The sequence below is a fragment of the Burkholderia sp. Bp9099 genome, assembly GCF_003857805.1.
Taxonomy (GTDB): Bacteria; Pseudomonadota; Gammaproteobacteria; order Burkholderiales; family Burkholderiaceae; genus Burkholderia.
This window is the reverse complement of the sequence record NZ_QTPU01000041.1, coordinates 29100-49797: the sequence shown is the minus strand read 5'-3', so window position 1 is coordinate 49797 and position 20698 is coordinate 29100. Positions and strand designations below refer to the sequence as shown.

General features: G+C 64.6%; 19 protein-coding genes, 1 tRNA gene and 1 pseudogene. 14 read left to right on the top strand and 7 right to left on the bottom strand.

Translation table 11 applies throughout. The features are described from left to right. Positions 1–77: 77 nt before the first annotated feature. The 8 genes from thrS to DIE17_RS33020 all read left to right on the top strand — a co-directional run bounded on the left by thrS (position 78) and on the right by DIE17_RS33020 (position 7960). Positions 78–1985 (top strand): threonine--tRNA ligase, encoded by a 1908-nt coding sequence (gene thrS, locus DIE17_RS33055; RefSeq protein ID WP_124522527.1) that lies wholly within the window; start codon positions 78–80, stop codon positions 1983–1985. 49 nt (positions 1986–2034) lie between these two features. Next, positions 2035–2559: a translation initiation factor IF-3 gene (gene infC, locus DIE17_RS33050; RefSeq protein WP_071734130.1), complete on the top strand. Its 525-nt coding sequence runs from the start codon at positions 2035–2037 to the stop codon at positions 2557–2559. 190 nt (positions 2560–2749) lie between these two features. Then, positions 2750–2947, top strand: coding sequence for a 50S ribosomal protein L35 (rpmI, locus tag DIE17_RS33045; RefSeq protein ID WP_004191477.1), 198 nt, complete (start codon positions 2750–2752; stop codon positions 2945–2947). Between the two features lie 30 nt (positions 2948–2977). Next, complete coding sequence (gene rplT, locus DIE17_RS33040) at positions 2978–3337, top strand: 50S ribosomal protein L20 (protein WP_004192938.1); 360 nt, start codon at positions 2978–2980, stop codon at positions 3335–3337. 149 nt (positions 3338–3486) lie between these two features. Then, the gene (gene pheS / locus DIE17_RS33035; RefSeq protein WP_006753318.1) at positions 3487–4500 is read left to right on the top strand and encodes a phenylalanine--tRNA ligase subunit alpha; all 1014 of its coding nucleotides are present in this window, start codon (positions 3487–3489) and stop codon (positions 4498–4500) included. 96 nt (positions 4501–4596) lie between these two features. Further along, positions 4597–7026, top strand: a complete 2430-nt coding sequence (pheT, locus tag DIE17_RS33030) for a phenylalanine--tRNA ligase subunit beta (RefSeq protein WP_124921678.1) — start codon at positions 4597–4599, stop codon at positions 7024–7026. 72 nt (positions 7027–7098) lie between these two features. Then, the gene (locus tag DIE17_RS33025; RefSeq protein WP_006486093.1) at positions 7099–7485 is read left to right on the top strand and encodes an integration host factor subunit alpha; all 387 of its coding nucleotides are present in this window, start codon (positions 7099–7101) and stop codon (positions 7483–7485) included. Positions 7486–7546: 61 nt separating this feature from the next. Continuing rightward, positions 7547–7960: a MerR family transcriptional regulator gene (locus tag DIE17_RS33020; RefSeq protein ID WP_124488891.1), complete on the top strand. Its 414-nt coding sequence runs from the start codon at positions 7547–7549 to the stop codon at positions 7958–7960. Positions 7961–8042: 82 nt separating this feature from the next. Here the strand turns inward: DIE17_RS33020 and DIE17_RS33015 are convergent, their stop codons facing one another. Beyond that, positions 8043–10253, bottom strand: a complete 2211-nt coding sequence (locus DIE17_RS33015) for a hypothetical protein (RefSeq protein ID WP_124522529.1) — start codon at positions 10251–10253, stop codon at positions 8043–8045. 355 nt (positions 10254–10608) lie between these two features. Beyond that, positions 10609–11370: a tyrosine-protein phosphatase gene (locus DIE17_RS33010; protein WP_260427341.1), complete on the bottom strand. Its 762-nt coding sequence runs from the start codon at positions 11368–11370 to the stop codon at positions 10609–10611. 446 nt (positions 11371–11816) lie between these two features. Between DIE17_RS33010 and DIE17_RS33005 the strand changes: the two genes are divergently transcribed. From DIE17_RS33005 to bamC, 3 genes are all read left to right on the top strand, one after another. After that, positions 11817–12530 carry a methyltransferase domain-containing protein gene (locus DIE17_RS33005; RefSeq protein ID WP_124488894.1) on the top strand — a complete coding sequence of 238 codons (714 nt, stop codon included), beginning with the start codon at positions 11817–11819 and terminating at the stop codon, positions 12528–12530. A 173-nt stretch (positions 12531–12703) separates the two neighbouring features. After that, positions 12704–12780: transfer RNA gene (locus DIE17_RS33000), tRNA-Pro, on the top strand. A gap of 140 nt (positions 12781–12920) precedes the next feature. After that, entirely contained in the window at positions 12921–14129 is a 1209-nt protein-coding gene (gene bamC / locus DIE17_RS32995; RefSeq protein ID WP_124522548.1) for an outer membrane protein assembly factor BamC, read from the top strand. Positions 14130–14841: 712 nt separating this feature from the next. On the opposite strand, the gene DIE17_RS32990 is transcribed toward bamC, so the two are convergent. The 3 genes from DIE17_RS32990 to DIE17_RS32980 all read right to left on the bottom strand — a co-directional run bounded on the left by DIE17_RS32990 (position 14842) and on the right by DIE17_RS32980 (position 16454). Then, complete coding sequence (locus tag DIE17_RS32990) at positions 14842–15099, bottom strand: hypothetical protein (protein ID WP_006486090.1); 258 nt, start codon at positions 15097–15099, stop codon at positions 14842–14844. A 136-nt stretch (positions 15100–15235) separates the two neighbouring features. Continuing rightward, entirely contained in the window at positions 15236–15514 is a 279-nt protein-coding gene (locus tag DIE17_RS32985) for a hypothetical protein (RefSeq protein WP_059608570.1), read from the bottom strand. 223 nt (positions 15515–15737) lie between these two features. Further along, a complete protein-coding gene (locus DIE17_RS32980) occupies positions 15738–16454 on the bottom strand; it encodes a YdcF family protein (protein WP_124522596.1) in 717 nt (238 codons plus the stop codon). A gap of 157 nt (positions 16455–16611) precedes the next feature. Here DIE17_RS32980 and DIE17_RS32975 point away from each other — a divergent pair, with 157 nt between their 5' ends. Further along, entirely contained in the window at positions 16612–16929 is a 318-nt protein-coding gene (locus tag DIE17_RS32975; protein ID WP_044846039.1) for a hypothetical protein, read from the top strand. A gap of 181 nt (positions 16930–17110) precedes the next feature. Here DIE17_RS32975 and DIE17_RS32970 read toward each other — a convergent pair whose 3' ends face one another. Together DIE17_RS32970 and DIE17_RS32965 are read right to left on the bottom strand one after the other, a co-directional pair. Further along, the gene (locus tag DIE17_RS32970) at positions 17111–17362 is read right to left on the bottom strand and encodes a hypothetical protein (RefSeq protein ID WP_124488897.1); all 252 of its coding nucleotides are present in this window, start codon (positions 17360–17362) and stop codon (positions 17111–17113) included. A gap of 202 nt (positions 17363–17564) precedes the next feature. Continuing rightward, a pseudogene (locus tag DIE17_RS32965) lies at positions 17565–17960 on the bottom strand (transposase); the annotation flags it as partial. A gap of 431 nt (positions 17961–18391) precedes the next feature. Between DIE17_RS32965 and DIE17_RS32960 the strand changes: the two are divergent. After that, a complete protein-coding gene (locus DIE17_RS32960; RefSeq protein WP_124488898.1) occupies positions 18392–19294 on the top strand; it encodes a LysR family transcriptional regulator in 903 nt (300 codons plus the stop codon). Positions 19295–19360: 66 nt separating this feature from the next. After that, entirely contained in the window at positions 19361–20563 is a 1203-nt protein-coding gene (locus DIE17_RS32955) for a pyridoxal phosphate-dependent aminotransferase (RefSeq protein ID WP_124522552.1), read from the top strand. Positions 20564–20698 lie beyond the last annotated feature (135 nt).

Sequence of the window (20698 nt, the reverse complement as noted above, 5' to 3'; positions counted from 1 at the left end):
TGTCGCGAAATTTTCGCGCGTGACTTTGATATCGCGTGCTTGGTTTGCCGCCCACTGTCGGCATCACGGAGATTGCTATGGTTTCGATACGCTTGCCTGACGGCTCAGTTCGACAATACGAGCATCCGGTGACAGTTGCCGAGGTTGCGGCCTCGATCGGTCCCGGCCTTGCGAAGGCTGCGCTTGGTGGCAAGCTCGATGGCGAGCTGGTCGATACGTCCACGGTCATCGATCGCGACGCATCGCTCGCGATCGTCACGGACAAGGATGCCGACGGTCTCGACATCATTCGTCACTCGACCGCGCACTTGCTCGCCTATGCGGTGAAGGATCTGTATCCGGATGCGCAGGTGACGATCGGTCCGGTGATCGACAACGGCTTCTATTACGACTTCTCGTACAACCGCCCGTTTACGCCTGAAGATCTGGAAAAGATCGAAAAGCGCATGCAGGAACTCGCGAAGAAGGACGAGCCGGTGACGCGCCGCGTCGTATCGCGCGACGAGGCGGCCGGCTATTTCCGCAGCCTCGGCGAGAAGTACAAGGCCGAGATCATCGAATCGATTCCGCAAAGTGACGAAATCAAGCTGTACTCGCACGGCGGCTTCACCGACCTCTGCCGCGGCCCGCACGTGCCGTCGACCGGCAAGCTGAAGGTCTTCAAGCTGATGAAGGTCGCGGGCGCGTACTGGCGCGGCGACTCGAAGAACGAGCAGCTGCAGCGCATCTACGGGACGGCCTGGACGAAGAAGGAAGACCAGGATCAATACCTGCACATGCTCGAGGAAGCGGAAAAGCGCGACCACCGCAAGCTCGGCAAGCAACTCGACCTGTTCCACATGCAGGAAGAGTCGCCGGGCATGGTGTTCTGGCATCCGAAGGGCTGGGCGCTGTGGCAGCAGGTCGAGCAGTACATGCGCCGCCGCGTGAACGAAGCCGGCTACCTCGAGATCAAGACGCCGATGATCATGGACCGCTCGCTGTGGGAAGCGTCGGGCCACTGGCAGAACTACCGCGAGAACATGTTCACGACGGAGTCGGAGAAGCGCGACTACGCGATCAAGCCGATGAACTGTCCGGGGCACGTCCAGGTGTTCAAGCACGGCCTGCGCTCGTACCGCGACCTGCCGCTGCGCTACGCGGAATTCGGTTCGTGCCATCGCAACGAGGCGTCGGGCGCGCTGCATGGCCTGATGCGCGTGCGCGGCTTCGTGCAGGACGATGCGCACATCTTCTGTACGGAAGACCAGTTCATTTCGGAATCGATCGCGTTCAACACGCTGGCCATGAGCGTGTACAAGGACTTCGGTTTCGATCACATCGACATCAAGCTGTCGCTGCGTCCCGAGCAGCGTGCGGGCACGGACGAGACGTGGGATCGCGCGGAGCAGGGCCTGCGCGACGCGCTGACGGCCTGCGGCCTCACGTGGGAAGAGTTGCCGGGTGAAGGCGCGTTCTACGGCCCGAAGATCGAGTACCACATCAAGGATGCACTCGGCCGTTCGTGGCAGTGCGGCACGCTGCAGCTCGACATGGTCCTGCCGGAGCGCCTCGGCGCCGAGTACGTTGCGGAAGACAACAGCCGCCGCCGGCCGGTGATGTTGCACCGCGCGATCGTCGGTTCGATGGAGCGTTTCCTCGGCATTTTGATCGAGCACCATGCTGGTGCAATGCCCGTCTGGCTCGCGCCGTTCCAGGCAATTGTGCTCAATATCGCCGAAAGTCAGGCCGAATATGCGCAGTCCCTGGCCCAATCGTTGCAAAAACAAGGGGTTAGAGTGGCGGCCGATTTGCGCAACGAGAAGATTAGCTATAAAATACGCGAGCACACGCTGGAAAAGGTGCCTTATCTCCTCGTCGTGGGCGATAAGGAGCGTGATGCGCAAACGGTAGCCGTGCGTGCCCGTGGCGGCGTCGATCTTGGCGTTATGCCGATCGAAGCCTTCGTTGAGCGTCTGCAGGAAGACCTGCGCTCGTTCAAGTAACCGCCCTGGCAGCGCGGCTCGTTTTTTTAATTTTTAGAGGAAACGTAACATCGCTACTGATAAGTCGTCGCACCGCATCAACGGTGAAATCACTGCGCCGGAAGTGCGTCTGGTCGGGATCGAGAACGAACCGCTCGGTATCGTAAAACTCGCTGATGCTTTCCGTAAATCGGAAGAACTGGATGTTGACCTGGTGGAAATCGCGCCGCAAGCGGTTCCGCCGGTTTGCCGTCTGATGGATTACGGCAAGTTCAAGTACCAGGAATCGAAGAAGCAGCACGAAGCGAAGCTGAAGCAAAAGGTCATCCAGGTGAAGGAAGTCAAATTCCGCCCGGGTACCGATGACGGTGACTACAACGTCAAGCTTCGCAATCTCGTGCGCTTCCTCGAAGAGGGCGACAAGACGAAGATCACGTTGCGTTTCCGCGGCCGCGAAATGGCTCACCAGGAGATCGGCATGCGGATGCTTGAGCGTCTGCGCACGGATCTCGAGGAAGTCGGCCAGGTCGAGCAGATGCCGAAGATGGAAGGGCGCCAGATGATCATGGTGCTCTCGCCGAAGAAAAAGAAGTAACGGGCCTGCGCGCCACGCGCGCAGGTTCGAAAGTGGTTCGGTGCGTGGCCCGGTCAGGGCGGCGCACCAACAATGACGGCGGCTGCGCAAGCGGTTCGCCGTACACAAGTGGACTGGGTTTCGAAGGGCGGGTCAAGGGCGCAAGCCAACCGCACACCCATCGCCATCAAATAAACTGGAGTTGTTCGTCATGCCTAAGATGAAGACCAAGAAGAGTGCTGCAAAGCGCTTCGTGGTGCGTCCGGGCGGTACCGTCAAGCGCGGTCAAGCCTTCAAGCGTCACATCCTGACCAAGAAAACCACGAAGAACAAGCGTCACCTGCGCGGCGCAACGGCAGTTCATGATTCCGATCTGAACTCCGTCCGCGCAATGCTGCCGTTCGCGTAACCCCTCAACTGATACTCCAAGGAGAGAAACATGCCTCGAGTCAAACGTGGGGTAACCGCACGGGCCCGCCACAAGAAGATCATCAACCTGGCCAAGGGTTATCGCGGCCGTCGCAATAACGTCTACCGCATCGCCAAGCAGGCGGTGATGCGCGCTGGTCAGTACGCGTACCGCGATCGCCGCAACAAGAAGCGTGTGTTCCGCGCACTGTGGATCACGCGTATCAACGCGGCAGTTCGCCAGCACGACATGACCTACAGCGTGTTCATCAACGGCCTGAAGAAGGCGTCGATCGAACTCGACCGTAAGGTTCTGGCCGACATGGCGGTGTTCGACAAGGCTGCTTTTGCTGCGATCGTCAAGCAGGTGAAAGCCGCCGTTGCAGCCTAATTGCGAAATTAGCACTGCGTGGTTAGTTGCAGCGACGTTCCGGTAGTCTCGGCCGCTGCAGCGAAAACGGGGCTCTTCCGAGCCCCTTTTTTGTTTGGTGGAGCAGTTTCGCTCGCCAAGACCGAATGACGTTGGAAATGATGGGATCTATGGATCTGGACCAGATTGTCGCCGACGCGCAGCAGTCCTTCGAACAGGCTGCCGACATCACCACGCTCGAAAACGAGAAAGCACGCTTTCTCGGCAAGTCGGGTGCGCTGACCGAGTTGCTCAAGGGCCTCGGCAAGCTCGATCCCGAAGCACGCAAGACCGAAGGCGCACGCATCAACGTCGCGAAGCAGCAGGTTGAAGCCGCGCTGACCGCACGCCGCCAGGCGCTCGCCGACGCGCTGTTGAACCAGCGCCTCGCCGCCGAGGCGATCGACGTGACGCTGCCGGGCCGCGGCGCCGGCGCAGGCAGCCTGCACCCCGTGATGCGCACGTGGGAGCGCGTCGAACAGATTTTCCGCTCGATCGGCTTCGACGTGGCCGACGGTCCCGAAATCGAGACCGACTGGTACAACTTCACGTCGCTGAACAGCCCGGAGAACCATCCGGCGCGTTCGATGCAGGACACCTTCTACGTCGAAGGCAAGGATGCCGACGGCCGCCAGCTGCTGCTGCGCACGCACACGAGCCCGATGCAGGTGCGTTACGCGCGCATGAACCGCCCGCCGATCAAGGTGATCGCGCCGGGCCGCACGTATCGCGTCGACAGCGATGCGACCCACTCGCCGATGTTCAATCAGGTCGAGGGGCTGTGGATCGACGAGAACATCAGCTTCGCCGACCTCAAGGGCGTCTATACCGACTTCCTGAAGAAATTCTTCGAGCGCGACGACATCCTCGTGCGCTTCCGCCCGTCGTATTTCCCGTTTACGGAACCGTCGGCCGAGATCGACATGATGTTCGAGCACGGCAAGAACGCCGGCAAATGGCTCGAGATCTCGGGCTCGGGGCAGGTGCATCCGACCGTGATCCGCAACATGGGCCTCGATCCCGAGCGCTACATCGGCTTTGCGTTCGGCAGCGGCCTCGAGCGCCTGACGATGCTGCGCTACGGCGTGCAGGATCTCCGGCTGTTCTTCGAGAACGACCTGCGTTTCCTGCGCCAGTTCGCATAACGCACGCGCCGCGCCGACATGTGCCCGCGCATGCCCCGCCGGACGTTTCCGATGGGGGCCGGGCGCCGATCTAACCTGTTTCGAACGTAGACATCCATGCAATTCCCTGAATCCTGGTTGAGAACCTTTGTCGACCCGCAGCTGACGACCGACGAACTGTCGCACGCGCTGACGATGGCGGGGCTCGAAGTCGAATCGCTGAGCAAGGCTGCGCCGCCGACATCGAAGATCGTCGTCGGCCGCGTGCTCGAAGTCGTCAAGCATCCGGATGCGGACAAGCTCAATGTCTGCCAGGTCGACGCCGGCACCGGCGCGACGCTGAATATCGTGTGCGGCGCACCGAACGTGGCGCCCGGCATCAAGGTGCCGGTCGCGCTGGTCGGCGCGGAACTGCCGCCGGCAGAAGAGGGCGGCAAGCCGTTCGCGATCAAGCTGTCGAAGCTGCGCGGCGTGGAGAGCCAGGGGATGCTGTGCTCGGCGCGCGAGCTGAAGCTGTCCGAGGACCACAGCGGCCTGCTGATCCTGCCGGAAGACACGCCGGTCGGCCAGGACATCCGCGATACGCTCAATCTCGACGACACGATCTTCGAAATCAAGCTGACGCCGAACAAGGCCGATTGCCTGTCGGTGTTCGGCATCGCGCGCGAGACGGGCGCGATCACCGGCGCGCCGCTGACGCCGGTCGATATCCGTCCGGTGCGCGTCGAGCTCGACGAAACGCTGCCCGTGCGCATCGCTGCGCCCGATCTGTGCGGCCGCTTCTCGGGTCGCGTGATCCGCGGCGTGAACGCGCATGCGAAGACGCCGCAATGGATGGTCGAGCGCCTCGAGCGTTCGGGCCAGCGCAGCGTGTCGGCGCTCGTCGACATCTCGAACTACGTGATGTTCGAGCTCGGCCGTCCGTCGCACGTGTTCGATCTGGACAAGATCCACGGCGGCATCGAAGTGCGCTGGGGCAAGCGCGGCGAGTCGCTGAAGCTGCTGAACGGCAACACGGTCGAGCTCGACGAAACGGTCGGCGTGATTGCGGACGACCGTCAGGTCGAAAGCCTCGCGGGCATCATGGGCGGCGACAGCACGGCCGTCACGCTCGATACGACCAACATCTACCTGGAAGCCGCGTTCTGGTGGCCGGACAGCATCCGTGGCCGCGCGCGCAAGTACAACTTCTCGACCGATGCGGCCCATCGGTTCGAGCGCGGCGTCGACTACGCGACGACCGTCGAACACGTCGAGCGCATCACGCAGCTGATTCTCGAGATCTGCGGCGGCAAGGCCGGCCCGGTCGACGACCAGGCAGTGAACCTGCCGCAGCGTGCGCCGGTGAAGATGCGCGTATCGCGCGCGAACCGCATCATCGGCGTGAAGATCGACGCCGACGAGATCGCGAACATCTTCACGCGCCTGCGCCTGCCGTTCGAGCGTGACGACGACGCGTTCCTGGTCACGCCGCCGTCGCACCGCTTCGACATCGAGATCGAGGAAGACCTGATCGAGGAAGTGGCGCGCATTTACGGTTTCGAGAAGATTCCCGCGCGTCCGCCGGTCGCGACGAGCGAGATGCGCGCGACCAACGAGACGCGGCGCTCGATCCACGATATCCGTCACGCGCTCGCGGCGCGCGACTATGCGGAAACGGTCAACTTCAGCTTCGTCGATGCGGAGTGGGAGCACGACTTCGCCGGCAACGACAATCCGATCCGCCTGCTGAACCCGATCGCGAGCCAGCTGTCGGTGATGCGCACGACGCTGTTCGGCAGCCTGATCTCCGTGCTGCGCCACAACCTGAACCGTCGCGCGGATCGCGTGCGCGTGTTCGAGACGGGGCGCGTGTTCCTCGCGGATTCGTCGGTGAAGGCCGGCGAGTTGACCGTCGAAGGCTACACGCAACCGAAGCGTGTCGGCGCGCTCGCGTACGGCCCGGCAGTCGACGAGCAGTGGGGCGTCGCGACCCGCGCGGTCGATTTCTTCGACGTGAAGGGTGACCTCGAGGCACTGCTCGCGCCGGCCGCCGCGCGCTTCGTGAAGGCCGAGCATCCGGCCCTCCATCCGGGCCGCAGCGCACGCATCGAAGTGGATGGCCGCGCGGTCGGCTGGATCGGCGAGCTGCATCCGCGCCTGATGCAGAAGTACGAGCTGCCGCACGCGCCGGTGATGTTCGAAATCGACGCGGATGCGCTGATCGCGCGTGCACTGCCGGCGCCGACCGACGTGTCGAAATTCCCGCCGGTACGGCGCGATATCGCCGTTGTCGTCGATCAGGCGGTCGAGGTTCAGGCACTTTTCGATGAAATGAAGAAGGCGCTGGCCGAAGACGCCTGCCGATTCGTTCAGAAGGTTGTACTCTTCGACGAATTTCGTGCAAAATCAAATACTTCCGGTGGTCTTGCCGCGCACGAGAAGAGCCTTGCCTTCCGCGTGACGCTGCAGGATGCGGCTGGCACGCTACAGGACGAGGTCGTCGATCAGGCGATCCAGACGCTGGTCGAGCGGATGGCTCGTGCGGGTGCCCGCCTGCGCGGCTAAGGAGAGGAGCCGCCCGTTCGCGGGTGGCGCTTCCCCATCGTGAGTTTTGGTTTAACGCGCTGTATGGCAGATATGAACGACATGACCTCGAGTGAATTCGAAGCCCTCCTGACGGCGCAACGCAGCGCCATGAACCGCGACGCTTCGGCGCCGGCGTCCACCGAGACGCCGACGCTGACGAAAGCGGAGCTGGCGGAGCTGCTGTTCGACAGCGTCGGGCTGAACAAGCGTGAAGCGAAGGACATGGTCGAGGCGTTTTTCGAAGTGATCCGCGACGCGCTCGAAAACGGCGAAAGCGTCAAGCTGTCGGGGTTCGGCAACTTCCAGCTGCGCGACAAGCCGCAGCGTCCGGGCCGCAACCCGAAGACGGGCGAGGCGATTCCGATCGCGGCCCGCCGGGTGGTAACCTTCCACGCGAGCCAGAAGCTGAAGGCGCTGGTCGAAAACGGCGCGGAGTAACGCCCGCGCGCCGAAGTCTCCGCGCGGCCGCCGCGCATTCTTTACCGACGGTTAACCGACGATGACCACTACGGTTGAGAAAGTCGTCTTGCCTCCGATTCCCGCGAAGCGCTATTTCACGATCGGTGAAGTCAGCGAACTGTGCGGGGTCAAGCCGCACGTGCTGCGTTATTGGGAACAGGAATTCACGCAGTTGCGGCCGGTGAAGCGGCGTGGCAATCGCCGATACTATCAGCACCACGAAGTGCTGCTGATCCGGCGGATTCGCGAGTTGCTGTACGAACAGGGATTCACGATCAACGGGGCGCGCAACCGGCTCGATTCGCCGGGCGGCGAGCGCGCTGCCGCGGCGCCGGCCGAGCCCGATGTGCCGGCCGGCGACGTGCGAGTATCGGGCAAGCCGGGTGCAACGGTCGACGTGATCGCGTTGCGGCAGGCGCTCCTCGATGTGATCGACGGACTCAAACACGACTGAGCGCAACGCTCGAATCAACAGGAAACCCGGTCGGCGATGCGCCGCCGGGTTTTTTCATGCACGCGGGCTCGTGCTCGGCGGGTCAGCGCGATGCGAGCGGGTTCGGCTTGCCCATGTCGACGACCAGCGTGCCGTCCGGCAGCATCCGCACCGAGCCCTGCGCGACCTGGCTGCGGTAGCCGTACAGGTCGAAACGCATCGGGCCGGCCTCGGCCGAGTTCCGGATCAGCGCGCGCACGTTCAGTTCGAGCACGTTGAACATCTTCATGTCGCCGCCTTCCATCCACATGTAGCTCGGCGCGTCGATCTGCGGCCGCTTCGTCGCGGGCGCGTCGGCGGCACGCCGGAACGTGAGGCGCAGCCCGTCGCGTTCGACCGTCGCCTGGCCGAGTTTGCCGTTCAGCACCGGCGGCGGAAACACGGTGTACTGGTCGAGCACGAGCGTGTCGCCGCGCAGCTCCGCGCCGCGGCGCTGCAGCGGCGTCAGCGACGCGAGCTCGATGCCGAGCGAGCGCAGCAGCTTCGCCTGCGGGATGCCGAGCACCGATACCTGCGCCGGCTTGAACGCGAGGTGCCGGTCGTCGAGCACTGACAGCGTGCCCTTCATGTCGGTCGGCAGCCACACGCCGGGCACGTGATTCCAGAGCTTGATGCCGCCCTGGACGCGCAGGTCCTGGCCATCTGCGCTCAACTGCAGGTCGTTCAGCGAGCGCGGCGAGTAGTCGAGCAGGTAGTTGTTGAAGAGCGCCGACATCGCCTTCCACGATTCGACGACCGTTCCGCCGAGAATGCGGATGTCGTACTGGTTCGGATCGTCGAGATCGACCGGTTCGCCCGGGCGTTTCGCGATCAGCTGCACGTCGAGATCCTCGACATGGAAGCCGATGTCGCCGGACAGGTTGAAGTCGACGTTGTGCAGGTGGATCGTCGGGTTGCGGTTCGACACGTGCCGTTCGTTGAACGGAGCGATCGACGAGCGCCGCATCGCGACTTTCTGCATGCCGGGTTGCGGTGCGCTGGCCGCGAGTGCAAACGCTTCCCAGTGCTGGCGCGAGTCGCGCAACGCGTTCTGCTGCGCGGCGAGGAAGCTGTCGTTCAGGCGAGCGGCTGCATTGCCGAGCGCGGCGCCGCTCGCGGGGCCCGCGTACGACGGCATCCGGATCGCCATCGCGCCGCTTTCGTCGAAATTGAAATAGCCGGCCGAAACCTGGTCGCGATAGTGGTACAGGTCGAACACGAAGTGCTGGTCGCGCTTCGTCGGATCGACCGGGCCGATCAGGATGTCGGCGTTCATCGGCATCGAGCGCATGAATTTCACGTCGCCGCCGCGGATGTACATCGCCTGTTGCGGCGCGTTCGCGGGGAGCGCGAAGCCGGCGTGCGAGCCGTCGTCGAGCGTCAGGTCGAGGCCGGCCGGTGTAACGCGCAGCGCGGTGATCCGGATCTTCAGCCGTGGCGGCGGCATCAGCTTGTCGACCGACATCACGAGGTCGTCGCCGGCGAGCCGCGCGATCGGTGTTTCCACCTTCAGCAGATCGGCCATCTTCACGTTGGCCGCGCGCATGACCGGCTGCGCGTTGATGCCCGACACGCGCACGCCGGTCGGGTGGAATACGAGCTGGCTGCCGTCGCGGATCGCGAGCGTGCCGGTCAGCGAGAACGGCACCCAGCCGTCGCGCTGCATCTCGCCTTGAAGATGGATCACGCTGTCGCCGGCCGATACGGCGAGCTTGCGCAGCGGCGCGTTGCGGTAACCGAAGATGTAAGTGTCGAAGAGCGCGGTCAGCTTTGCGTTGTCGAGCGTGACCGCGCCTTCGTGTACGTCGATCTCGAAGCTCGTCGGGTCGTCGAACACGATGGGGGCGCCGGCCTGCGTCGGCACGAGCGTCGCGGACAGTTGATGGATGAAGAAGCCGAGGTTGTTGACGATGCGGAAATCGACGTCGCGCAGGAACGTCATCGCGCCGTTCTGGCCCGAGTCGCGCAGCGTGAACGGGCGCGGCTGCGTGAGGTTGATCGACGCGAGCGACGGCACCGTGCGGGCGATCTGCTGTTCGTGAGCGAGGCGTTCGGCTTTGGCGCGCTCGATCTTCGTCGATGCGACCGACGCGTTGCCGTCGCGCTGCGCGGCCGGTTCCGCGCAGCCGGTGCAGAGCAGCGCGAGCGCAAGCGCACCGCAGCCGAATGCGCGAGCGGTGCCGTGTGAAACCGGGGCGGCCGCGCGTCGCAGGCCGGCCATCCAGTCGAAACTTGCCAAGGGCGTGCGATGGCCGCGCCGGACCGAATTCCGCATCGTCTGTCTCCATGTCTTGTCGTGACCGGCGAGGGCGCGCGATCGATGCGCGGCGCAGTCGTCGATGCCGTGCAGTGTGGCATAGCGCGCTAGAGCGGCGTTACCAAACAGCGGGCGTGCGGGCAACACCGGTCGGCGCACGACAGGGCAAAGGATTCGCGGCGTCGGGGCGGCAATATCAAACGGTCGTTTGGTTTTGCGGTCGAGGGGCGGGCGGCGCGCATTGCGCCGGATCGGCAAACCCGGCGGCGTGGGTTGACGCCGGGTTTCGTGCCGGATGAAGGCCGTGTCCGGTCCGGGCGCGGCGGCAGTGCGATGACAGCCGCGCTGTCGCCAGCGCCGCCTGCGTGATCGGTCAGACCAGCATGCGCTGCCGGATCGCATTCTGCGTCGACGCGTCGAGCTGCAGGCCGTTCTCGATGTACGACGTCATCGAGCCATACGACGCGACGACCTGATCGAACGCCGCCTGCAGATAGGCGGCTTGCGCGCCTTGCAGCGCGGCCATCATGTCGGCCGCATCCTGCCCGCCGCGCTTCTGCGCCTGCGCGACATAGGCGGCGATTTCCGACGCGCTGTAGACGTTGGTCAGCAAATAGTCGGCGAGAATCGTCTGCGGGCGGACACCGAGGATCGTGTGCAGGATGGCCGTCGCCCAGCCGGTGCGATCCTTGCCGGCCGTGCAGTGGAAGACCAGATTGCCGCCGGACGACGCGAAGCCGGCAAACAACGCGTGGTAGCTCGTGCGTGCGGTTTCCGACGTCACGAACGCCCGATACATGCTCATCATGAAGGCCGTGGCCGTCGCGCCGCTGGTCGGCAGCGGGCCGAGATTGGCGGCGCCGAGCACGTTGAGGTTCTGCCAAATGGCGCCAGCCAACGGTACATCCGGCTGCGCTTGGATCTCGGAGGTCGTGCGCAGGTCGCACACCTGCGTGATGCCGAGCGTATCGACCGTTGCGACGTCGGCCGCGGAAAACGTGAGCGCGGACGACCGGTAGATCACGCCTTTTTTCATCGCTGCGCCGCTCGGGGTGGCATAGCCCGTTCCGTCCGGTCCTGCGGTATCGCGAAAATTCGCTACCGAGGCGAGCCTGGGCGTCGTGACGGGGGCGATCGCGATCGAATCGCCGCCGCACGCGGACAGAAACGACGCGCTTCCCAGCGCGATGCCGAACGTGCCGGCGCCCAGCCGGAGAAAGTGTCGTCGGGAAATTTCGTTTTTCTGATGCATTCACTGACCTTTGTCGGAGACTGTCACGGGAAGTTGCGACCGCCGTTGCGATCGAAGTCGCTGCCGGCCCGGCGCGCCGCGCGGCAACGCGCAGATCTGCGATCTCGATCGGCCTGCAGTCGGACGATGCGCCGGGCGCGTCGATCTCTCGCCGGGTAAGCGCACGGTAGCGATTCGCGGCGAAACGGCCATCGTCCTTTTCGACTAGGACGCGATGCGGGCGCGGTGCAATTCGCGCAACTTGCGATGCGTGCGACGGCTGCGGCGCGGTAAGATCGGCGTCAGTAGCTTGATGATCGAAGCATGGTGGCCGACACGGGGGAGGCGTCATGGATCTGAAGGAACTCGACGTATTGGGAGCGGACGTCGGCGATCACTGGTACTACGCGTCGAAGGCGAGCGCGATTCGCCGGTTCCTGGGCGCGGCGGATGCAAACCGGATACTCGATGTCGGCGCGGGCTCGGGTTTCTTTTCGAAACATTTGCTCGAGCGCACGCAGGCGACGGAAGCGTGGTGTGTCGACACGAGCTACGCCGACGATACCGACGGCGAGGCGGCAGGCAAGCCCGTCCATTTTCGCCGCGCCGTCAATCGGCTCGATGCCGATCTCGTGTTGCTGATGGACGTGCTCGAGCACGTCGACGACGATGTCGGGCTGCTTGCACAATATGTGGCCGGCGTGCCGAAGGGCAGCCGCTTCCTGATCACCGTTCCCGCGTTTCAGTTCCTCTGGAGCGCGCACGACGACTTTCTCGAACACAAGCGCAGGTATACGCTCGACGGCCTCGAAGACGTCGTGCGCCGTGCGGGGCTCGAGGTCGAGCGCGGCGCTTACTACTTCGGCTTCACGTTTCCGCTCGCGGCGGCATTGCGACTGAGCGAGCGAGCGCGTCGCCAGCCACGCGAACCCGCGTCGCAACTGCGTCGACACAATCCGGTAGTCAATGGTTTGCTCAAGCTGATCTGCCGCGCCGAGTTGCCGATGTTCCGGTTCAACCGGTTGGCGGGGCTCACGGTGATCTGTGTCGCGCGCAGCGCGTGAGCGTCAGGCGGATCGCGTGGACGGACGACGGACCGGCGGGGCGTCATGTGCGTCGCCGTTCGTGTCGGATCCGTCATGCCACGGTGCGCCACAAAAAATTTCGGCAGGGACATGCACAAAATGCATGCGACCCGTTCTAAACCGGCCAACTCTCTGTTATAATTTTTTTCTTTCGGGGCGTAGCGCAGCCTGGTAGCGTACCTGCATGGGGTGCAGGTGGTCGGAGGTTCAAATCCTCTCGCCCCGACCAGATAAGAACCCGCGTCAGTTCAGGCTGACGCGGGTTTTTTCTTGCCCGTCGCTTTTTTGCACATCCCGGCGCGGCCCCGGTAAAATGCAAGGTTGATCCACGGAAAGCGCCGTGATTTAGCGGAAGAGGATTCCCCGAACATGACTGATCTTCGTCTTACCATGCGGTTCGCTGCAGTGCTCGCCACTGGCGCGCTCGTCGCCGGTTGCGGTACGTCGTCGCCCACGAAAGTGGACTACAAGAGCGATTCGAAATCGAAGGAAGCGTCGCTCGCAGTGCCGCCCAACATGCTCGACGAGACGGCCGATCAGCGTTCGCTGCCGCCGCAGGGCGGCGCGACTTCCCTGTCCGCGCTTCAGCAGGTCCAGCACACGGCGCCCGCGACGGATACCGTCGCGCCCGCCGTGGCCGGCATGCATATCCAGCGCGACGGCACCGAGAGCTGGCTCGTGATCGACGGCAAGAAGCCCGGCGACATCTGGCCGCAAGTGCGCCGCTTCTGGCAGGAGCAGGGCTTCCTGCTCGTCGTCGACCAGCGCGACAAGGGCGTGATGGAAACCGACTGGAACGAGACCCATCCGCAGATCAACGACGGCCTGATCCGCAGTGTGATCTCGAAAGCGATGGGCAATTCGTACGTGACGGCCGAGCGCAACAAGTACCGCACGCGCCTCGATTCGGCGCCGAACGGCGGCACCTATGTGTTCGTCAGCCAGAAGGGCATGCGCGAGGCGATCACCGGCGCGAACAACGATTCGAGCAAGTGGGAAGCGAAGCCGAACGATCCGGCGCTCGAGACGGAATACCTGAAGCGGCTGATGGCGGTGCTTGCGCAGAACGAGCAGCGTGCGAAGAACGGCGAGCCGCCGGTCGCGAACATCAACGACAACACGGTGCAGAAGGACAAGAAGGCCGATACCGACGCATCGAAGGCGGCTGCCGCGGCGATTGCTGCGCAGAACGTCGCGCGTACGTCGTCGCAAGCGAACGACGTCGACACGAGTGCAGTGCCGTCCGAAGTCACGCTCGGCGAGCCGTACGACCGGTCGTGGCTGCACGTCGGCCTCGCACTCGATCGCGCGAACTTCACGGTCGACGATCGCGATCGCACGAAGGGTCTGTATTTCGTGCGTTATGTCGATCCGAAGGATCTGAGCGCGGCCGAGCAGGGCTTCTGGAGCCAACTGTTCCACGGCAAGAAGGAAAAGCAGGCGAAGCAGTATCGCGTCAACGTGAAGGCGCTGACGGCCGACCAGACGCGTGTGGCAGTCGTCGACGATTCGGGTGCGATCGATTCGTCGTCGCCGGCCCGGCAGATCATGGGGCTGCTCGTGAATCAGCTGCGCTGATCGCGACGATCCCGCTCGTCGAACAAGCCCGCCGCCCGGCGGGCTTTTTTTATGGTCGCGCGCCGTGACGTCGGCGTGTGCGGGACGTTCGGCTGCTCCGCCTTGTGACGTTACGTAACATCCGCGCGTTACGGCGGCGGAACGGGTGTTACATCGTCATGGTCCCGGAAAATATCCTTATGGATCAATGACGTGCTTTCGAAAATGCACCTGGCACGCAAACTGCTTTATTAGTTCGAATCGTTAGGACAGGGAGGGTGGTGCCAGAGACCGGGCAGGCGTCGCGAACGCCCGACCAACGGTTTCGACGTCCCCAGATGCCGGCGCTGCGAGCGCGGGCACAACCGATGATGATCCGCGCCGCGCGCGGGTCTCGATGGCCCCGTCGCCTATCCTCGTAGGGCGACGGTTTCGCCCGCGCTTCGTATGAAGCGCGGGCAATTTTTTTTGGTGGGGCCGCAATGCGAGGGCGCCGATCCGGCCTGTGCGGGATTCGGTGATTCGCAATCAATTGGAGTGGGGGCGGCGCGGTTCGCATCCGGCGAGCGCCGGTAGGGCGAGGTCGCGTTGGCGGTGTGTGAGCGTTCCACTCACACGCCGCTCAATCGCGAAACGGACGCGGACCGGCTCGATCGGCCCGGGGTTCGCGTGCAGTCGCAGCGCGTGCGAGCAGGGCGGTGCGGCCGGACGCGTTGCCGGCCGCCGCGACGCGTCAGTGCGACGCGCTGGGTACGTCAAGGATCAGGATGATCGTCCAGTCGGCATCGCCGTCGTGGTGATACTGGCGTTCGGCGACGATGAACGGTTGCTGCTTGCCTTGCGGGCCGAGGAAAAGCACGTCGCCCTCCATCGGCAGGCACTCGATCGGCGGCAGCGCGAGAAAGGCGTCGTCCGAGCCGCGCGGCATCAGTTGCTTGATCTTGCGAGTGGCTGCTTCGGTCCACTCGATGTCGAGTTGAATGTTGCTCATGCTGTCCTCCGCACCGGGGTGCGCACGGGTGGAAAATTTCGGTGCGCGACTTTAGCACAGCGCGCAGGCGCCGCAACCAAAAAAGCCGAACCCGGTTGCCCGGATTCGGCTTTTCGCTTGTGCGGTGCCGCCGAACTTACTGGCTGGCAGCGTCTGCCGGAGCGGCCTTGGCGGCCTTCTTGCCAGCCTTCTTCGCTGCCTTGTGGTGAGCAGCCTTCTTGCCGTGGTGCTCTTCCTGCGCCGCCGGCTGTGCAGCCTCGGCTGCTTGCTGCTGTTGCAGTGCCTGTGCGCGCTGCTCGATCTCGGCGATCTTCGCCGGGTCGGTGATGGTCTGGATTTGCGTGCTCTCTTGCGCATACGCTGCGCCAGTCAGCGCCGACATCGCGACCAGAATAGCCAGGGACGTCTTCTTCATTGCTTTACCTCCGCTAAGTGGTGATGAACCCGAATGTTGCCGTTTTGTCTGGCGACTGCAATCGAGTGCGTGTCGAGTGTAACAAAAGTGACGGATCAATGTGCACCGGATCGAGGCACAGCGCAAGGCCCCGTTGAAGTCGCGCAACACTTCGTGCATTCCGTCATGCGCATGCCATCCCGGGGCGGCACCGTCGCATTCGCCGCCGGTGCAAGCGTCGCCATCAAAACCAGCCGAGCCATCGGTAGACGTGGAATTGTGCGATGCCGATCAGTTCGTGCAATGCCTGATTCGCGTCTTCCAGGTTGTGCCAGCGGGGCAGCCAGCCCGTTTGCGCGCGCCGGCGGTTCGCATAAACGGGTTGCGGATCGATGTCGAAGCGGCGGAAATCGAGCAATGCGCGGCGCATCTGATAGGACGACGTGACGAGAATGCGCGTGTCGTCATGTTGTGAGCGTAGTATAGATGTAGTGAATTTCGCATTTTCGTAGGTGGTACGGCTGTTCGGCTCGAGGACGAGGTCGCTGGAAGCGACACCCGCCGCGACCAGCAGGCGCCCGTAGACGGCCGCCTCGGTTTCGCCGTGACGTTGCGGGTCGCCGCCCGACATCACCACGGTGCAGCGGGTGGCCTGCTGCCGGCACGTGCGGTAGAGCGCCGCGGTCGCGCGGATGCGTGCTTCCCCGTCGGGAGGCGGTCGCAGGCCGGTGTCGCTGCGCCGCGTGCCGGCGCCGATGATGATCAGCGTGGTCCGGCCATGCATGTCGGGGCGCTCGACCGGCGTCACGCCCGCCTCGGTCCACGCGATGAGCGGCGCGGCGAGCCAGCCTGTCGCGAGCAGCCAGAATAGCGCGACGCTCGCGATCGCGATGAGTCGCCGCCGCTTGCGGCAGAGCATGAAACCGATGAAGAGAAGTACAAATGAATCGAACAGAATCAATTTGATTGGGGTATGGTGTCTTTTTATGGACGGCTGACGATCCGGCCCTGACGCGACGCCGAACGTCGGCCCCCAGAATCGGTGGCGGTATCGGCGGGCGGAGCTCCCGCCCGGCGCGCCGCTTCGCATTGTCGCTGCACTTTAAGAAAGAATCGAGATGACCACGTATTCCAACGAAGCGGTGCTCGACGCATTGAGACGAGTGCAGTACCGCCAGGTACCGTGGGCGCGCCGCCCGGGCGTGTTCGAGTATCTCCGGTCGCTGGGGCTGATGGACACGGTCAGGCAGAAGACCGTTGCTCCCGCACCGGGTTTCCATGCGCCGGTCGACATCGCGGTGCTGACCGACAACGGTCGTGCCGAATGCGCGCGCCTCGAGCGTGACGAGAAACTGCTTTCCTGGACCGATCGCCGTATGGACGACTACGCATTGAGCGAAGCGAGCGCCGTGGCGATTCTCGAAAGCCGCCTGTAGCGGCGCACTCCCGTTCTCGCGCGCCGGCCACCGACGACGCAAAAAAAAGCCCGTATCGCGAGGATACGGGCGTACCGGATACTTTTGCTGTTGCCACGCTGTGCTCATGGCAACGAATGTGACTCGTCGCATGTCGGGCAGTTCCCGAATCCGGTAATTTTCTTTGACGAAATCCCGCGGACTACGGATGACGCGGCAGGTCGGTCGGCTGCGAGCCAGTGCGCGCGCGCGCGTTGCTGGCGATGTCGCCGCGCAAATCGCCACGCGGCACGGTCTGCCGATTGGGCGGCGCGGCGGGCGGTTGCTGGCGAAGGGTGTTCCGATGATCCTGCTGGTGGTGAGGCGGCTTCGCGCGATCGTCCGCGCGAGCGGGGGCGGTCAGCGCCAGCGAAATGACAATGCCGCATGCGACGAGCAGTGACATTGGTTTCATGGCGGGGCTCCCTTCAAGCCACCGGCGCGGCCTGTTGATATTTCGCTAAGGTAAGCGTGGGAGTGCAGGCTTGCTGTAAATAATCGTAAATAGATGTATCGCCGCACGACAGGCGCAATCGACGACGACGCGAGCGCCGCGCAAAAGCGCGTGGCACTGAAAGAAACCGGGCGGCCGAAGCCGCCCGATCGAGCATGCGTTACGCCATCTTCACGGGGGCGCGCCAGGATTCCGGGTTGGTCCAGAAGGCGCCGCGCAGCCGGTCGCGGCTCGGCGGTGCTGGCGGCTTCGTCGCGCTCGCCCCGATGCGCCCGCGCAGCGAGATCTGGCGGCCGCTCGTGCCGAGTCGCTTGACGATTTCGGCGAGCGTGCCGTCTGCCTGCCATTCGTCGAAGCGACGGCGGCAGGTCGGCGGCGACGGATAGCGGCCCGGCAGCTTCGACCAGCCTTCACCCGTCGACAGTACCCACAGCACGGCGTTTACCACCGAACGGGCCTCCACGCGGGGACGGCCGCGCCGTTCACTGCGTGCGGGTTCCGAGCAAAACAGACCTTCGACCAGCGCCCACTCGTTATCTCTCAAATCGTCGAACAGCATCATGTCCTCACCTCAGCGAAGCTAACTCCGGTGCGCTGCCCTGCGCCGCGCACTCTTCAAGCACTCGAGCGTCGAGTGCCGGGTGGGGGCTTCCGGTTGGCCGGCAGCGGCGTTTCTGCCCTCTGTCCCGACTCGACCTGCGCCCTGTACGTCAGATAAAGCACGATGTGTGCCATGTCTGAGGCGATTCCCGTGAGAGCCGCTTGGCAGCGGGCTGACGGCTAAGTCAGCTAGGGGCGTATAAGACGCCAAAATAACCCGCCAGCAAATCAGGACAATCACCAATCTTGTGCAAGTCGCCCGTGCTACGTGCGTTTGCGTCGATATTGCACCGCAGCGAAACATGTGCTGCCGGTGCCGGATTCGCACATCGAAGACGATGGCGCGCATTAAAATCGCGCATCGGTATCGACGATTGATGAGGAGAGGGGATGAACGTTACGCTGCGCCAGCTTCGCGTATTCATCGAGGTTGCGCGGCTCCGGAGCTTCAGTCGCGCGGGCGACGAGATCGGGCTCACGCAGTCCGCGGTCAGCCGTTGCGTGCGCGAACTCGAGACCGAGCTCGGACTGAAGCTGATCGACCGGACGACGCGCGACGTGCAGTTGACCGACGTCGGGACGAACCTGATCGCGAGCGTGTCCCGCCTGATCGCCGATCTCGACGACACGCTGCGCGAGATTCGCGAGATCGGCGAGCAGCGGCGGGGGCGCGTGATCGTCGCAGCGAGCCCGACGATCGCGTGCCGGCTGATGCCGCGCGTCGTCGCGTCGTGCGAGCGCCAGTTCCCGTTCGTCACGCTCGGCCTGCGTGACGACGTGCAGAGCGACGTCCTGCGCAAGGTGAAGTCGAGCGAAGTCGATTTCGGCGTCGTCATCGGGCCGCTCGCCGTTGCCGATCTCGTATGCGAACCGTTGATGACCGACTCGTTCTGCCTGGTCGCGCGCGCCGATCATCCGCTCGCGGCGCGGGCCGAGGTGCCGTGGACGGCGCTCGACGGCGAGCGTCTCGTGCTGCTCGACCATGCGTCCGGAAGCCGGCCGCTGATCGACGCCGCGCTGGCCGCCCATCGGGTCAATGCGACGGTCATGCAGGAGCTCGGGCATTCGGCGACGGTGTTCGGGCTCGTTGAGGCCGGCGTCGGGGTGAGCGTGCAGCCGTGGCTGTCGCTGCCGCTGCCGGCCGGATCGACACTGGTCGCGCGGCCGCTGACGCCGCGTACCGAGCGCACCGTCGAGCTGGTGCGCCGCCGCGACCGCTCGCTGTCGCCGGCCGCGCAGGCGATCTGGGAACTCGTGCGCCAGATGCCGGCGCGGGCGGAGGATCTCGACTGAAAGGGTGCGGATCGGGCGCGCACGCCGGTACACTACGCGGATCGTGTTCCTCGGTGGCGGTTCTCGATGACGCATTCCGCAGATGTCGGCCCGGCGACGGGCGAGCCGGCGGCGCGCAGCGCAGTTCAGGCGCTGCGTCCGTCGCTGATCCGGGAAGTGGCGAACGCCGGCTTCGGCGTACCCGACGTGCTGCCGTTCTGGTTCGGCGAATCCGATCGCGTGACGCCCGAATTCATTCGCGACGCGGCTGCCGCGGCACTGCGCGACGGTGCGACCTTCTACACGCACAACCTCGGCACCGTGTCGCTGCGCAACGCGATTGCGACCTATGTCGGTGCGCGTCACGGTGCGACGGCGGCCGATACGATCGCCGTGACGAGTTCGGGCGTGAGCGCGCTGATGCTGGCCGCGCAATTGCTGGTCGGCCCGGGCGACCGCGTCGTCGCCGTCACGCCGCTCTGGCCGAACCTCGTCGAGATCCCGAAGATCCTCGGTGCACAGGTCGAGTGCGTGTCGCTCCGCCATGGCGATGCGGGCTGGCGGCTCGACGTCGACCGGCTGATCGCGGCGCTGACGCCCGGCACGCGGATGCTGTTCGTCAACTCGCCGAACAATCCGACCGGCTGGGTGATGTCCCGCGACGACCAGCAGGTCGTGCTCGCGCATTGCCGGCGCCACGGCATCTGGGTGGTCGCCGACGAGGTATACGAGCGGCTCGTGTTCGGCACGGACGGCGCGCCGTCGTTCCTGGACATCGCATCGCGCGACGAGCGGGTGATCGTCGTGAATTCGTTCTCGAAGGCCTGGGCGATGACGGGCTGGCGGCTCGGATGGCTGGTCGCGCCGGCGTCGGTGATGGGCGATCTGTCGAAGCTGGTCGAGTACAACACATCGTGCGCGCCGGGTTTCATCCAGGCCGCGGGAGAAGTCGCGCTGCGTGACGGCGAGCCGTTCGTGCAGTCGTTCGTCGCGGCGCTGCGCGGTGCGCGTGACCACCTGGTCGCCGCGCTGCGCACGTTGCCGGGCGTCGACGTGCCGCCTCCGCCGGGTGCGATGTACCTGTTCCTGCGGTTGCCGGGCGCGGACGACAGTCTTGCGTTCTGCAAGTCGCTGGTGCGCGAGGCGGGGCTCGGGCTGGCGCCCGGCCGCGCGTTCGGCCCGGAGGGGGAAGGGTTCGTGCGCTGGTGCTACGCGTGCGATCCGGTGCGGCTCGAGGCAGGCGTCGAGCGCTTGCGGGCGTTCCTCGCGCGCGGCGCAGGCCTGCGTTGAAGCGGGGGCGGAGCGGGTGCGGCATGCGGGCGGCGGGCCTTTCGGCTCATCTTTACGCACCGGGCAATTTTGCGTAAGATGGCGCTCAGTCACGCGGTTCCGTCGTTGAACCGTGCTGTTCCGTCCGGTTTGGGC